At 70.8% G+C, this 14,325-nt stretch carries 14 protein-coding genes, 1 pseudogene and 1 riboswitch; of the genes and pseudogenes, 7 read left to right on the forward strand and 8 right to left on the reverse strand.

What is annotated here, in order from left to right; genetic code table 11:
* Positions 1–50 precede the first annotated feature (50 nt).
* Positions 51–1,649: an alpha/beta fold hydrolase gene (locus tag ACFZDJ_RS12745; protein ID WP_391058341.1), complete on the forward strand. Its 1,599-nt coding sequence runs from the start codon at positions 51–53 to the stop codon at positions 1,647–1,649.
* Between the two features lie 61 nt (positions 1,650–1,710).
* Here the strand turns inward: ACFZDJ_RS12745 and ACFZDJ_RS12750 are convergent, their stop codons facing one another.
* Together ACFZDJ_RS12750 and ACFZDJ_RS12755 are read right to left on the reverse strand one after the other, a co-directional pair.
* The gene (locus tag ACFZDJ_RS12750; protein WP_168489798.1) at positions 1,711–2,436 is read right to left on the reverse strand and encodes a 1-acyl-sn-glycerol-3-phosphate acyltransferase; all 726 of its coding nucleotides are present in this window, start codon (positions 2,434–2,436) and stop codon (positions 1,711–1,713) included.
* Between the two features lie 112 nt (positions 2,437–2,548).
* Positions 2,549–3,067 (reverse strand): CGNR zinc finger domain-containing protein, encoded by a 519-nt coding sequence (locus ACFZDJ_RS12755; RefSeq protein WP_391058344.1) that lies wholly within the window; start codon positions 3,065–3,067, stop codon positions 2,549–2,551.
* A gap of 26 nt (positions 3,068–3,093) precedes the next feature.
* Between ACFZDJ_RS12755 and ACFZDJ_RS12760 the strand changes: the two genes are divergently transcribed.
* Positions 3,094–3,600 (forward strand): GNAT family N-acetyltransferase, encoded by a 507-nt coding sequence (locus ACFZDJ_RS12760; protein ID WP_384907592.1) that lies wholly within the window; start codon positions 3,094–3,096, stop codon positions 3,598–3,600.
* Positions 3,601–3,695: 95 nt separating this feature from the next.
* On the opposite strand, the gene metE is transcribed toward ACFZDJ_RS12760, so the two are convergent.
* Together metE and ACFZDJ_RS12770 are read right to left on the reverse strand one after the other, a co-directional pair.
* Positions 3,696–6,014: a 5-methyltetrahydropteroyltriglutamate--homocysteine S-methyltransferase gene (metE, locus tag ACFZDJ_RS12765; protein WP_391058347.1), complete on the reverse strand. Its 2,319-nt coding sequence runs from the start codon at positions 6,012–6,014 to the stop codon at positions 3,696–3,698.
* A 163-nt stretch (positions 6,015–6,177) separates the two neighbouring features.
* A riboswitch (cobalamin riboswitch) is annotated at positions 6,178–6,401 on the reverse strand.
* Positions 6,402–6,498: 97 nt separating this feature from the next.
* Positions 6,499–6,744 (reverse strand): annotated as a pseudogene (locus ACFZDJ_RS12770) (3-hydroxyacyl-CoA dehydrogenase family protein); the annotation flags it as partial.
* Here ACFZDJ_RS12770 and ACFZDJ_RS12775 point away from each other — a divergent pair.
* The gene (locus tag ACFZDJ_RS12775; RefSeq protein ID WP_391059191.1) at positions 6,685–6,984 is read left to right on the forward strand and encodes a hypothetical protein; all 300 of its coding nucleotides are present in this window, start codon (positions 6,685–6,687) and stop codon (positions 6,982–6,984) included. The pseudogene ACFZDJ_RS12770 and the gene ACFZDJ_RS12775 overlap by 60 nt on opposite strands.
* A gap of 147 nt (positions 6,985–7,131) precedes the next feature.
* Here the strand turns inward: ACFZDJ_RS12775 and rocD are convergent, their stop codons facing one another.
* The 3 genes from rocD to ACFZDJ_RS12790 all read right to left on the reverse strand — a co-directional run bounded on the left by rocD (position 7,132) and on the right by ACFZDJ_RS12790 (position 9,836).
* Entirely contained in the window at positions 7,132–8,382 is a 1,251-nt protein-coding gene (rocD, locus tag ACFZDJ_RS12780) for an ornithine--oxo-acid transaminase (protein WP_389597549.1), read from the reverse strand.
* The gene (gene ddaH, locus ACFZDJ_RS12785) at positions 8,379–9,200 is read right to left on the reverse strand and encodes a dimethylargininase (RefSeq protein ID WP_391058352.1); all 822 of its coding nucleotides are present in this window, start codon (positions 9,198–9,200) and stop codon (positions 8,379–8,381) included. Before ddaH ends, rocD begins: the two co-directional genes overlap by 4 nt.
* A 123-nt stretch (positions 9,201–9,323) precedes the next feature.
* Positions 9,324–9,836 carry an Lrp/AsnC family transcriptional regulator gene (locus ACFZDJ_RS12790; protein WP_067378689.1) on the reverse strand — a complete coding sequence of 171 codons (513 nt, stop codon included), beginning with the start codon at positions 9,834–9,836 and terminating at the stop codon, positions 9,324–9,326.
* Positions 9,837–9,955: 119 nt separating this feature from the next.
* On the opposite strand from ACFZDJ_RS12790, the gene ACFZDJ_RS12795 reads away from it, so the two are divergent.
* Genes ACFZDJ_RS12795 through ACFZDJ_RS12810 form a run of 4 tightly spaced genes read left to right on the forward strand, consistent with a single transcriptional unit; the run spans position 9,956 to position 14,088 of the window.
* Complete coding sequence (locus ACFZDJ_RS12795; protein ID WP_384907582.1) at positions 9,956–10,711, forward strand: LytR/AlgR family response regulator transcription factor; 756 nt, start codon at positions 9,956–9,958, stop codon at positions 10,709–10,711.
* A gap of 14 nt (positions 10,712–10,725) precedes the next feature.
* Positions 10,726–11,085: a hypothetical protein gene (locus tag ACFZDJ_RS12800; protein WP_212727789.1), complete on the forward strand. Its 360-nt coding sequence runs from the start codon at positions 10,726–10,728 to the stop codon at positions 11,083–11,085.
* Positions 11,086–11,088: 3 nt separating this feature from the next.
* Positions 11,089–12,834, forward strand: coding sequence for a cation acetate symporter (locus ACFZDJ_RS12805; RefSeq protein WP_391058355.1), 1,746 nt, complete (start codon positions 11,089–11,091; stop codon positions 12,832–12,834).
* Positions 12,835–12,882: 48 nt separating this feature from the next.
* On the forward strand, positions 12,883–14,088 hold the full coding sequence (locus tag ACFZDJ_RS12810; protein WP_168506672.1) for a sensor histidine kinase: 1,206 nt from the start codon (positions 12,883–12,885) through the stop codon (positions 14,086–14,088).
* A 16-nt stretch (positions 14,089–14,104) separates the two neighbouring features.
* Here the strand turns inward: ACFZDJ_RS12810 and ACFZDJ_RS12815 are convergent, their stop codons facing one another.
* Positions 14,105–14,263, reverse strand: coding sequence for a hypothetical protein (locus ACFZDJ_RS12815; RefSeq protein ID WP_167552139.1), 159 nt, complete (start codon positions 14,261–14,263; stop codon positions 14,105–14,107).
* Between the last annotated feature and the right edge of the window lie 62 nt (positions 14,264–14,325).

Consider the following 14,325-nt stretch of genomic DNA (forward strand, 5'->3'; position numbering starts at 1 on the left):
AGCCGAAAGGATCCCCGTACCAATCGCAACGATGTACGGGGAGGTCCCACTTGAGGGCTAAGAGACCGACGAGACGCCTGACCGCGTTCGCTTCGGCCGGAGCACTCGTCACGGCGACCCTGATAGCCGGAGCCGTCGCGGCACCGTCGGCCACCGCCGACTCGCGTCACGGTCAGAACCGTGAGGCCCGCGGCGCGGCGATCGCCGCCGCCCGAGCCTCGAAGGCCGGGATCAACTGGCAGGACTGCCCTGCGGACTGGGGCTTCGAGAAGCCGATCCAGTGCGGCTGGGTCTCCGTCCCGCTCGACTACGCCCACCCCTACGGCAAGCAGATCAAGCTCGCCGTCGACCGCATCGGGAACACCGGGACCAAGGCGGAGCGCCAGGGCGCGCTCGTCTACAACCCGGGTGGCCCCGGTGGTTCGGGCATGCGCTTCCCGCGCCGCGTCACCACCAAGAACCCCCTCTGGGTGAACACTTCGAAGGCGTACGACTTCGTGGGCTTCGACCCGCGCGGTGTCGGCCACTCGGCCCCGATCTCCTGCATTGACCCTCAGGAGTTCGTGAAGGCGCCCAAGGCCGACCCGGTGCCGGACTCCGAGGCCGACAAGCGCGTCCAGCGCAAGCTCGCCGCCGCGTACGCGGACGGCTGCGCCAAGCGCAGCGGCAAGGCGATGCTGGCGCAGATGACCACGCCCAACACCGCCCGCGACCTGGATGTCATCCGGGCCGCACTCGGTGAGAAGAAGCTCAACTACCTGGGCGTCTCCTACGGCACCTACCTCGGCGCCGTCTACGGCACCCTGTTCCCGGGCCATGTCCGCCGCATGGTCGTCGACAGTGTCGTCAACCCGGCGAAGGAGAACATCTGGTACCAGGCCAACCTGGAGCAGGACATCGCCTTCGAGGGCCGCTGGAAGGACTGGGAGGACTGGGTCGCCAAGAACGACGCCGCCTTCCACCTCGGCGACACCCGCGCCAAGGTTCAGGACCAGTGGCTGAAGCTGCGGGCCGCCGCGAAGAAGAGCCCGCTCGGTGGCGTCGTCGGCCCCGCCGAACTGATCTCCTTCTTCCAGAGCGCCCCGTACTACGACTCGTCGTGGGTGCCGGTCGCGACGGCGTTCAGCAAGTACGTCGCCGGTGACACCCAGGCGCTCGTCGCCGCCGCCGCCCCCGACATGTCCGACACCGTGGGCAACATCGCCTCGGAGAACGGCAACGCCGTCTACACGGCCGTCGAGTGCGCCGACGCCAAGTGGCCCACCAGTTGGTCGAAGTGGGACAAGGACAACACGAAGCTTCACAAGAGCTACCCGTTCATGACGTGGGCCAACGCGTGGATGAACCTGCCCTGCGCGACCTGGCCGGTCAAGCAGCAGACCCCGGTGAACGTCACGACCGGCAAGGGTCTGCCCGCCGTCCTGATCGTGCAGTCCACGCGTGACGCCGCCACCCCGTACCCCGGCGCCGTCGAACTGCACAAGCGCTTCAAGGGCTCCCGCCTGATCATCGAGAACGGTGCGGGCTCGCACGGTGTGACCGGCCTGGTCAACCCGTGCATCAACACCCGGGTGGACTCCTACTTGCTCACCGGCAAGACGGACGCGGCCGATGTGACGTGCACCCCGCACGCCACGCCGACCCCGTAACACCCCACGCACAGAGGGGCGGCCGGATCCCCGGCCGCCCCTTCTGCCTGCCGTGCGTCTCTCAACTCAGCGGCATCCGCGGGAACTTGCGGGCCTGTGCCGCGACCTCGGCCGCCTCCTCCGCCTTGACGACGGCCGCGTACCGGTCGACGTACTCCTGCTCGGAGAGGGTGAGGATGGCGTACATGATCTCGTCGGTGACGGCGCGCAGGATGGCCTTCTCGTTCTCCATCCCGGCGTAGCGGGAGAAGTCGAGGGGCTTCCCGAAGCGGATCACCACGGGGTGGAGGCTCGGGATCTTCTGACCCGGCGGCTGTGCCTCGAAGGTGCCGATCATGGCGCAGGGGATGACCGGAACCCCGGCCTTGAGCGCCATCACCGCGACGCCGACCTTTCCCTTGTAGAGGCGGCCGTCGTGCGAACGCGTCCCCTCCGGGTAGATGCCGAGCAGTTCGTCCCTGCGCAGCACGCCCAGTCCCTCGCGGATCGCGGCCTGGCCCGCGTCCTTGCCGGAGCGGTCCACCGGGATCTGTCCGGCGCTGCGGAAGAAGGCGGCCGTCAGCCGCCCCTTGATACCGGGCCCCGTGAAGTACTCGGCCTTCGCCAGGAAGGTGATCCGCCGCTTCAGGATCGCGGGCATCAGGAAGTGGTCCGAGAACGAGAGATGGTTGCCGGCCACGATGGCGGCGCCCGACGCCGGTATGTGCTCAAGGCCCTCGATCCGGGGCCGGAACACCAGCCTCAACAGTGGACCCAGAAGCACATACTTGAGCACGTAGTAGAACACGGTATCTCTCCAACTCCACCGGGTCGGCTCTGGGGCCGGGTTCTTCCAGACTTGGTCATCCCTGAGGATGCTCTACTGACCACGCGGGGGATAGGGGCGGTCGTGACGCACGTCAGACGCCGCGTGCCCGGTGGCGGCGTACCGCGTCGCGGTTGGCGCAGCGTGGGGAGCAGTACCGCCGGCGTCCGGTGCGGGAGGTGTCGGCGAAGATCGTGGTGCACTCGCTCACGGCGCAGCGTCTGAGGCGGTGCATGCCTCGTCCGGTCAGGTGCAGTGCGGTACCCACGGCGATGAGTGAGAACAGTACGGAGCCGAGTGTCTGCCGGTCGTCGCGGAAGTGCAGGTGCCAGCCGCTGCCGGCGTGGTTGGTCATCCGCGGGTGGGCGGCGGCCGCCGCCAGCATCCGGTTGAGCAGCTCGGCGCGCTCGTGTTCGTCGGTGGCATCGACGACCTTCTCCCACGCCGCCAGCGCGTCCTGGGTGCGTTCGAGATCTTGGGGGGTGACCGGGTTCTCCAGCACCAGCCCGGCGGCGCGGCAGCGGTCCGCGAGCTCCTCGGCGCAGGCCGGGCGCCGGTTGGCCAGATCGGCGGCCAGGTTCACGGCATCCTCGCCGTAAGGGTTGAGGTGCATAAGGCCATTACATCAGTCTGGTCGGCATGGGACAACGCAAGGGAAACGGGCCGGCCGTACGACAGGCCGTGGAGTACGACCTGGTGGAGCTCGTACGTCTGCGGGCCCTGCTGTTCGAGAACCTCGGCGGTCACTTCTTCAGCCCCGCGGCGGCGGACGACGGCTGGCTGGACGCCCTGGCCGTGGTGCTGAAGGAACAGCTGACCGCGGATGCCGTGCGGATCCTCGTGGTGGACGGCGACGACGGCGCCGAGGATCGTGGCCTGGCCGCTTGTGGGATCGCCACCATCGAGCAGCGGCTGCCCGGTCCGCACCTGCGCAACGGCCGGATCGGGCATGTGATCGGCGTGGTCACCGACCCTGCGTACCGGCGGCGCGGACACAGCCGCTCGATCATGCGGGGCCTGCTCGACTGGTTCGGGGAACGAGAGGTCGCCCGAGTGGACCTGTACGCCTCTGCCGAGGGCGAACCGCTGTACCGCGAACTCGGCTTCACCGACCACCCCGACCCCGCGCTGTACTGGCGGCCGTGAGCCAACGGCTCCATGGGGACGCGGGGCTTGTGGTGTGGTGGGTCACCGGCGGGCCGGGAAGCGCTGGGCGCGCTCTCCCGGCCCGCCGTACGGGCTCAGGACGCGGACAGCTCCGTGCGGACCGTCCGGGCCGCGGTGACCAGGTTCTCCAGCGAGGCGCGGGTCTCGGGCCAGGCGCGGGTCTTCAGGCCGCAGTCGGGGTTGACCCACAGCCGCTCGGCGGGGATGGCCTCAAGTCCCTTGCGCAGCAGCGCCGCCGCCTCCTCCGCGCCGGGTACGCGTGGGGAGTGGATGTCGTACACGCCGGGTCCGGCCTCGCGCGGGTAGCGGTGTTCGGCGAGTTCGCGGGCGACCTGCATGTGGGAGCGGGCGGCCTCGAGGCTGATGACGTCGGCGTCGAGATCGTCGATGGCCTGGACGATGTCGCCGAACTCGGCGTAGCACATGTGGGTGTGGATCTGGGTGTCCGGCCGTACGCCCGCGGTGGTGAGGCGGAACGCCTCGGTGGCCCACGCCAGATACTCCGGACGGTCGCCGGCGCGCAGTGGCAGGGTCTCGCGCAGCGCGGGTTCGTCCACCTGGATGACCGAAGTCCCGGCCGCCTCAAGGTCGTTCACCTCGTCGCGCAGGGCGAGGGCGACCTGTCGGGCGGTGTCGGCGAGGGGCTGGTCATCGCGGACGAAGGACCAGGCGAGCATGGTGACAGGGCCGGTGAGCATGCCCTTGACCGGCTTGCTGGTGAGGGACTGGGCGTACGTCGTCCAGCGCACGGTCATCGGTTCCGGGCGGGAGATGTCGCCGGCCAGGATCGGCGGGCGTACGTAACGGGTGCCGTAGGACTGGACCCAGCCGTGCTGTGTGGCGAGGTAGCCGGTGAGCTGTTCGGCGAAGTACTGGACCATGTCGTTGCGTTCGGCCTCGCCGTGCACGAGGACGTCGAGGCCGGTCTTCTCCTGGAAGGAGATCACTTCGCCGATCTCGACCCTGATGCGCTCCTCGTACCCGGCGCTGTCGATCCGTCCCGCGCGCACGTTGGCCCGCGCGGTGCGCAGTTCGGTGGTCTGGGGGAAGGAGCCGATGGTGGTGGTCGGCAGCAGGGGCAGACGCAGGTGGGCGCGCTGGGCGGCGGCCCGTTCGGGGTAGGGCTGGGCGCGGCGGGCGTCGGTGTCCGTGACGGCGGTGGTGCGGGCGCGTACCGCCGGGTCGTGGGTGAGCGCCGAGCCGGCGCGGGAGGCCAGGTCGGCCCGGTTGGCGGCGAGTTCGGCCGCGATGGTGTCGGTGCCGCCCCCGAGGCCCTTGGCGAGGGTGACGATCTCGGCGGTCTTCTGGCGGGCGAACGCGAGCCAGCGCAGGATCTGCGGCTCGATGGCGCGTTCGGCGGTGGCGTCGAGCGGGACGTGCAGCAGCGAGCAGGAGGCGGCCACGTCGACCCGGTCGGCGAGTCCGAGCAGGGTGCCGAGGGTGGTGAGGGACTTCTCCAGGTCGTCGACCCAGATGTTGCGCCCGTTGACGACACCGGCGACCAGGCGCTTGCCGGGCAGGCCGCCCACGGCGGCGAGCGCGTCCAGGTTGGCGGCAGCGGCCTCGGTGAAATCGAGCGCCAGACCCTCCACCGGAGCCTTGGCGAGCACGGGCAGCGCGTCACCGAGCCGGTCGAAGTACGAGGCGGCCAACAGCTTCGGTCGCTCGGCGAGCCCTCCCAGGTCGCGGTAGGCGCGTGCGGCGGCGTTCAGCTCGGCGGGCGTACGGTCCTGGACCAGGGCCGGTTCGTCGAGCTGCACCCACTCGGCGCCGGCCGTGCGCAGGTCGGCGAGGACTTCGGCGTACACGGGCAGCAGCCGGTCGAGGAGCGTCAGCGGGTCGAAGTCCGCGGCGACGCCCGGCGCGGGCTTGGCGAGCAGCAGGTAGGTGACGGGGCCGACGAGAACGGGGCGGGCGGTGAGGCCGAGGGCGAGGGCCTGGCCCAACTCGGCGACCTGCTTGGTGGAGTCGGCCGTGAAGACGGTGTCCGGACCCAACTCGGGCACCAGGTAGTGGTAGTTGGTGTCGAACCACTTCGTCATCTCCAGCGGTGCCGCGTCCTGGGTGCCGCGCGCCATCGCGAAGTAGCCGTCCAGCGCGTCGGCCTCGACGGCGGCGCGATGGCGTTCGGGGATCGCGCCGACCATGACGCTGGTGTCCAGGACGTGGTCGTAGTACGAGAAGTCGCCGGTGGGTACCTCGTGGATGCCGGTCTCGGCCAGCTGCCGCCAGTTGGTGCGGCGCAGTTCGGTGGCGGTGGCCCGGAGGGCATCGGCGTCGACGCGGCCCTTCCAGTAGCCCTCGATCGCCTTCTTCAGCTCCCGGTTCTGTCCCTGGCGGGGGTAGCCGTACACGGTGGCCCGTGCTGCCGCGGCTGCGGACTTCGCTGTCACGGAAATCTCCTTCGCGAGATATCTCCCTGGGATCCCGGGACGGGACGAGGGCGCGAAGGGGTGACGAACCGGACGGAAACGACCTCACGCGGCACAGCGCGGTCGTCCGCCCGATATGTACGCCGACCCGCCCACGAGGTCACCGGGATGTCCGCGCACGAGGGGTCGGGCGCGGGCAACGGGCAGGTCTTCGGACTCGCGGGCACGTCCTCCGTACGGAGGACACCTAATAGCCGTCGCTTCCCAGGTCCTGTTCACCGGACCCAGTGCGTATGACGGCGGTCGTTCCCACTCACCGCTGCGGGGCAGTCCCGGATTCCCACCGGGTTCCCTCTTGCGACGCATCCCGCCTGGCGGACGGGGCGAACCAGTTGCACAGACCAGCCTATGGGGCGCTCACCCGGCGCGGCGGATCAGGTCCGGCATTCGGACGGTGAGCTGGGACACGCGGTCAGGGCCCCTCGGCCCGGTCGCGCCAGGATGCTCACTCCTGGCCGTACACGTGGAAACCGCGGCCGGTCTTGCGGCCCAGCAGCCCTGCCTCCACCATCCGCTGGAGCAGCGGGGGCGGCGCGTAGAGGGGTTCCTTGAACTCGTCGTACAGGGACTCCGCGATCGAGGCGACGGTGTCAAGGCCGATCAGGTCGGCCGGCTTCAGCGGGCCCATGGGGTGGACGCAGCCCAGTTCCCTACCCGTGTCGAACTCGCCGCCGAACTCGGCGACCCGAACGAACTGCGCCGCCTCGCGGACGCGGACAACCCCACCGCAACCGTCGAGCTCATCCAACTCGCCGCAGAGCAAGGCGACCTCGAAGAACTGCGCCGCCTATCGGGCAGCGGCAATGTCACGGCCACCGACCAGCTGATCGAACTCGCCACGGAGCAGGACAACATGGACGAGCTGCGACGCCTCGCCGAGCAGGGCAACACGACCGCGGCCGAGCAACTCGCAGAGCCCGCCGCCGAGTGATCGCCTGTCTGCACTCCTCAACAGGTCGATGGCAGAGCGGCGCGGGCGCCTGCCCCGGTGTTCCGGGGCAGGCGCCCGTCGGTGGTGCGGCCGGGCGAGGGGAGCGCGGCGTGCCCACCAAGGCGTCGGCGGCTGCCGGCGCCGGTGTCAGACCCCCTGTGTCAGCACCTTCTCCAAGGCGCCCAGGGCGGACTGGAGTTCCTCGCCGGTGATGGTCAGCGGCGGGGCCAGTCGGATCGTCGATCCGTGGGTGTCCTTGACCAGAACTCCCTCGCGCATCAGGCCCTCGCTGATCTCGCGCCCGGTGCCGATGGCCGGGTCGATGTCGACGCCCGCCCACAGCCCCCGAGAGCGGAAGCCCTCCACGCCCCGGCCCACGAGCGCCGTCAGACCGCCCCGCAGGACCACGCCCAACTCGGCCGCCCTGCTCTGGTATTCGCCGGTCTCCAGGAGTCCGACGACCGCGGAGCCGACCGCCGCGGCCAGCGGATTGCCGCCGAAGGTCGAGCCGTGCTCACCGGGCCGCAGCACCCCGAGCACGTCCCGGCGGCCGACCACCGCCGACACCGGCACGATGCCGCCGCCGAGCGCCTTGCCCAGGAGGAGCAGGTCGGGGACGACCTCCTCGTGTTCCACGGCGAGCGTGGTGCCCGTGCGGCCCAGGCCCGACTGGATCTCGTCCGCGATGAACAGACAGCCGGCGCGCCGGGTCAGCTCGCGGACACCGGTCAGGTAACCGTCGTCCGGGATGACGACGCCTGCCTCGCCCTGGATGGGCTCGATCAGCACGGCCGCGGTCGTCTCGTCGACGGCCGCTTCCAGCGCGGCGAGGTCGTTGTACGGGACGACACGGAAGCCAGGGGTGAAGGGGCCGAATCCGGCGCGGGCCGTCTCGTCCGTCGAGAAGCTCACGATCGTCGTCGTACGGCCGTGGAAGTTGTCCGCGGCCACCACGATCGTCGCCCGGTCCGGTGCGACGCCCTTCACCTCGTACGCCCACTTGCGGGCCACCTTGATGGCGCTCTCCACCGCCTCCGCGCCCGTGTTCATGGGCAGGACCATGTCCTGGCCGGTCAACTCGGCCAGCGACTCGGCGAACTGGGCCAGCCGGTCGTTGTGGAAGGCGCGCGAGGTGAGCGTCAGCCGGTCCAGCTGACGGTGGGCCGCGTCGATCAGCACCGGGTTGCGGTGGCCGAAGTTGAGGGCCGAGTAGCCCGCCAGCATGTCGAGGTAGCGGCGCCCCTCGACGTCCTCGACCCAGGTGCCCTCGGCGTGGGCGACGACCACGGGAAGCGGGTGGTAGTTGTGCGCGAGGACGGGCTCCTCGGCGCGGATCAGGTCGGCGGAGGAGCGCGGACCGGCGGCGGAGGACGCGAGCGTACGGGCGGGAGCGGTCATGAGCGGATCTCCTGGGTGCAGCACTTGATGCCACCGCCGGCCTTGTGGAACTCGGAGAGGTCGACGGGGACGGGGACGTAGCCGTGGCGGGCGAGCCGGTCGGCGAGGGCCTCGGCGCGCGGCGCGATGAACACGTGGCGGCCGTCGGAGACGGAGTTCAGGCCGAAGGTGAACGCGTCCTCACGGGTCGCGAGCACCGCGTCCGGGAAGAGCCGGGTCAAGACCTCGCGACTGCCGGGCGAGAACGCCTCCGGGTAGTACGCGATGTTCGCCTCGGGCCCGTCGTCCAGGACGAAGAGTGCCGTGTCCAGATGGTAGAAGCGCGGGTCCACCAGTTGGAGGCTGACCACCGGGACGCCGAAGAACTCCTGCACCTCGCGGTGCGCCTCGGGGGTCGTCCGGAATCCGGTGCCGGCCAGTACGTACCGGCCCACCGGGACGAGGTCGCCCTCGCCCTCGCAGACGGATTCGGGACGGTAGACATCGAAACCGGCCGCCTTGAACCAGGTCTCGTACGCGGTGGACTCGGGGCGGCGCTGCGGCGCGTGGAAGTACGAGCCGAAGACCCGGCCCGCCAGGACGAGCGCGGAGTTCGCCGCGAACACCATGTCCGGGAGATCCGCCACGGGCTCCACGGTGTCCACGGTGTGGCCGTGGGCCCGGTAGGCGCTGATCAGCGCCGCCCACTGGTCACGGGCCAGATCGACGTCCACTTGGGCGTCGGGACGCATCCAGGGATTGATCGCGTACTGCACGGCGAAGTGTCTGGGTTCACAGACGAGAAAGCGCCGAGGGCGCGGCACACGGCTGTCGGGCACAGAGAGGTACCTCCGCTTCCTGCGGTGTCGACTGGGGGTGCCTCCAAGGTAGGAAACGGGGGATACGGGCGACAAGAGACGAGAGCTGCGTGTGTGCGCAGCATCGCTGCGTAATCACTCAGGTCAACGCAGGTTTGATGCGTCCAGCGCATCCTGTGGGGCCGCGTGGGTGGCGCCCGCCTCCGGGGCCTCCGGCAGCAGATGCGACAGCACCATGTAGCTGATCGTCTTCCGGATGAAGGGCTCGGTGCGGATCCGCTCCAGCACCTCCTCGAAATGGTCCACATCCGTGGCCCGCACATGGAGCAGCGCGTCCGCGCCGCCTGTCACCGTCATGGCCGCGGTGATCTCCGGATGGTTGCGGACCACCTCCGCGAGCCGCCGGGGTGGCGCCGCGCCCTCGCAGTACACCTCGACGTACGCCTCCGTGCGCCAGCCGAGCGCCGTCGGCTTCACCGTGGCCGTGAACCCGGTGATCACCCCGGTCTCGCGCAGCCGGTCGACACGGCGCTTGACCGCGGTGGCCGACAGCCCGATCGCCGTGCCGATCTCGGCGAAGCTCGTCCGGGCGTTGGCCATGAGGGCCGTGATGATCTTGCGGTCGAGTTCGTCGAACATCGCGGGCTTGCTGTTCATGGCGGCACTGTATCCAGCGACAACGTCCACGCAACCAGCGAGAACGTCCGCATGTCCGGCGACGACGTCCACGTCCCGCACATGTCCAGGCATGCCGATCGCTCCTACACTCCACTCTCATGCTGCGCGCGCTCGCCGTCGACGACGAACAACCGTCCCTCGAGGAACTCCTCTACCTCCTGAACACCGATCCCCGGATCTCCAGCGCCGAGGGCGCGAGCGACGCGACCGAGGCGCTGCGCCGGATCAACCGGGCCCTGGAATCCGGACCCGACGGGCCCGAAGCCATCGATGTCGTCTTCCTCGACATCCACATGCCCGGACTCGACGGACTCGACCTCGCCCGGCTGCTCACCGGCTTCGCCTCGCCGCCGCTCGTCGTGTTCGTCACCGCCCACGAGGGCTTCGCCGTCCAGGCCTTCGACCTCAAGGCCGTCGACTACGTCCTCAAGCCGGTACGGCGGGAGCGGCTGGCCGAAGCCGTCCGGCGGGCCGCCCAACTCCAGGACGCCACACCGCGGATACCCGTCCACGAGCCCGACCCGGACCACATATCCGTCGAACTCGGCGGCGTCACCCGCTTCGTGGCCGTCGAGGACATCACCCACGTCGAAGCGCACGGCGACTACGCACGCCTGCACACCGCCCAGGGCAGCCATCTCGTCCGCATCCCGCTCTCCACCCTGGAGGAACGCTGGCGTTCACGCGGCTTCGTCCGCATCCACCGGCGCCATCTCGTCGCCCTGCGCCACATCGGCGAACTCCGCCTGGACGCGGGCACCGTGAGCGTCCTCGTCGACTCCGTCGAACTCCAGGTCAGCCGCCGGCACGCCCGCGAACTGCGCGATCTGCTGATGCGCCGGACCACGAGCTGAGAGGGGGAAACGGCGTGCCGCAGGACCCGACCGAACGCCGGGTGGTCGTCACGGGAGTGCCCCGGCGCACCCGCCGCACCTCCGGCTACTACCGGCCCAGGACCGAGATCGACGAACAGACCACGCTCGGCCACACTTACGTCCGCTCCCTGATGCGCAGTCAACTCCGTGCGGCGCTGGTGGTGTTCGCCGTGCTCGTCCTGCTGGTCGGGCCACTTCCCCTGGTCTTCGCCGCGATGCCGGACGGCGCGAGCCTGGAGTGGGCCGTGCTCGGCTTCTGCGTCTACCCGCCCCTGGTCCTGCTCGCCCGCTGGTACGTGCGGCGCGTGGAGCGCAACGAGAAGGACTTCGTGCGCCTGGTCGAGGACCGCTGAGCCGTGAATCAGAACTACGCCGTCCCCGCCGTCGCCCTCGTCGTCGTGGCGACCGTCCTGGTCGGCGCGTTCGGCCTGCGCATCTCCCGGACCACCTCCGACTTCTACGTCGCCTCACGCACCGTGGGCCCCCGGCTCAACGCGGCCGCGATCAGCGGCGAGTACCTCTCCGCCGCCTCCTTCCTCGGCATCGCGGGCCTCGTCCTCGTCCAGGGCCCCGACATGCTCTGGTACCCCGTCGGCTACACGGCCGGCTATCTCGTACTGCTCCTGTTCGTCGCGGCCCCGCTGCGCCGCTCCGGCGCGTACACCCTGCCCGACTTCGCGGAGGCACGCCTCGGCTCACCGGCCGTGCGACGCCTCGCCGGTGCCTTCGTGGTCGGGGTCGGCTGGCTGTACCTGCTGCCCCAACTGCAGGGCGCCGGGCTGACGTTGGCCGTCCTGACCGACGCGCCCGACTGGTTCGGCGGGGTGCTCGTCGCGGTCGTCGTGGTCGCCACCGTCGCCGCCGGAGGCATGCGCAGCATCACCTTCGTGCAGGCCTTCCAGTACTGGCTCAAACTCACCGCCCTGCTGGTCCCCGCACTCTTCCTGGTCCTCGCCTGGCAGGCCGACGGCGCCCCGCGCCAGGCCTTCGCCGAACCCGCGACCTTCCGCGAGCAGCGCGTCGTCCGCGTCGACGACAGCCTCGACCTGAAGCTCTCGGACCCCCTGGGCGTCACGGCCACCGGCACGGTCGACGGCCGTCGCTACGACGGCGAGCGGCTTCGACTCCCCGCGGGCGTCCACCACATCGAGCGCGGCACCCGGCTGACCTTCGCCAAGGGCGACCCCGTCCCGGCCGCCGACCGGGGCAGCAACGGCGGCATGTCGACCTCGCTGGCGGCGGGCCGCGAGGAACGCCCGCTGTACGCCACGTACGGACTGATCCTCGCCACCTTCCTCGGCACGATGGGACTGCCGCACGTCGTCGTCCGCTTCTACACCAGCCCGCACGGCGTCGCGGCCCGCCGCACCACGGTCGCCGTCCTCGGCCTGATCGGCGCGTTCTACCTGCTGCCGCCCGTCTACGGGGCGCTCGGCCGCCTGTACGCCCCCGAACTGAGCCTGACCGGGAACGCCGACGCCGCCGTCCTGCTGCTGCCCGACCGTGTGATCGGCGGGCTCGGCGCGGATCTGCTGGGCGCGCTGGTGGCGGGCGGAGCCTTCGCGGCGTTCCTGTCGACCGCGTCCGGACTGACCATGGCGGTGGCCGGGGTGCTCACCCAGGACGTGCTGCCCTCGCGCGGTGTACGCCACTTCCGGCTGGGCACCGTACTCGCCATGGCGGTGCCGCTCGCGGCGAGCGTGATCGTCGGCGGACTGCCCGTCGCCGACGCCGTCGGACTCGCCTTCGCCGTGTCCGCGTCCTCCTTCTGCCCGCTGCTCGTCCTCGGCATCTGGTGGCGGCGGCTGACCCCGCCGGGCGCGGCCGCCGGAATGCTCGTCGGTGGCGGCGCGGCCTTCGTCGCCGTCGCGGCGACCATGGCGGGCTACCCGGGCTCGGGCGCGCTGCACGCACTGCTCGCCTGGCCCGCGCTCTGGTCGGTGCCGCTCGGGTTCCTCACCATGATCCTGGTGTCGCTGGCCACGGCCGGACGGGTGCCGGCCGGGACGGCGGCGATCCTGGCCCGGTTCCACCTGCCGGAAGAACTGGCCGGAGGGGACAGGCGCGCGGACGCCGACGCACGCGGGGAGGCCAAGGCGTGAGCGGATCGTCGAGCGGGGAGGCCGAGGCGTGAGCGGGGCGGTGACGGCGTGAGCGGATTCCTGGCGGGCCTGTGCGTCGCCGTGCTCCCGCTGCTCGCCGCCGGCTTCTGGCTCGGCAGGCGCACCGCGCGGCCCGAGAACCTCGGCGGCCTCGGCACCCCCGTCGAACACGCCACCTTCGAGACCCTGCACACCGCCTCGCTGGCCGCGCCCCCACTGCGCGCGGGTCTCACCGGGGAGACCGCCCGCAAGTCCGCCCGCCGACTGCGCACCCTGCTCGGCACGGACGCCCTGTGCCTCACCGACCAGGACACCGTCCTCGCCTGGGACGGCCTGGGGGAGCACCACCGCACCGAGATCATGGAACGGCTCGGCGGCCCCTTGGAGACCGGCCGCGGCGAGGCCTTCCGGCTGAGGTGCGACGAGCCCGACTGCTCCCTGCGCTGGGCCGTCGTCGCACCGCTCACCGTCGACGACCGCGTCCACGGAGCGCTCGTCGCCTGCGCGCCCCGCGAGTCCGCCGTCCTCGTCCGGGCCGCGGGCGAGGTCGCCCGCTGGGTCTCCGTGCAACTGGAGCTCGCCGACCTCGACCAGTCCCGCACCCGTCTGATCGAGGCCGAGATCAAGGCATTGCGCGCACAGATATCCCCGCACTTCATCTTCAACTCGCTCGCGGTGATCGCCTCGTTCGTCCGCACCGACCCCGAGCGCGCCCGCGAACTGCTCCTGGAATTCGCCGATTTCACCCGCTACTCGTTCCGCAGGCACGGCGACTTCACCACCCTCGCCGACGAACTGCATGCCATTGACCACTACTTGGCACTGGTCAGAGCCCGCTTCGGCGACCGCCTCTCGGTCACCCTGCAGATCGCCCCCGAGGTGCTGCCGGTCGCGCTGCCCTTCCTGTGCCTCCAACCGCTCGTGGAGAACGCCGTCAAACACGGACTGGAGGGCAAGACCGACAAGAGCCACATCAGCATCACCGCCCAGGACGCGGGTGCCGAGGCGCTGGTCGTGATCGAGGACAACGGCACCGGAATGGACCCCGACCGGCTGCGCCGCATCCTCGCCGGGGAGGTGAGCCCCTCCGGCGGCATCGGGCTGTCCAACGTCGACGACCGGCTCCGCCAGGTGTACGGGGACGAGTACGGCCTCGTCATCGAGACCGCGGTGGGAGCGGGCATGAAGATCACCGCCCGGCTGCCGAAGTACCAGCCGGGGGTGCACTCGGCGGGACCGCTGCCCAGGGAGTGACAGTGGCCCGCGCGCGTCAGGCGCCCCGCGAGGCCACCATCCCGATCGTGAGCAGACCGAGCACCACCCAGCCGAACCACAGCCAGCCGTTGCTGCCGAGCGCCACCGTGTAGGCCGTCACCATGACGAGTCCGCCGACGGTGAGCACCCCCATCGCCTTCGTCGAACCGGGCATCGCAGTACACCCTTCTCCCGGCGGGGTCCGCGACGCGGGCCGTGGCCTGCGCCCATTTTCAC

This window comes from Streptomyces sp. NPDC007896 (genome assembly GCF_042959425.1).
Lineage (GTDB): Bacteria > Actinomycetota > Actinomycetes > Streptomycetales > Streptomycetaceae > Streptomyces.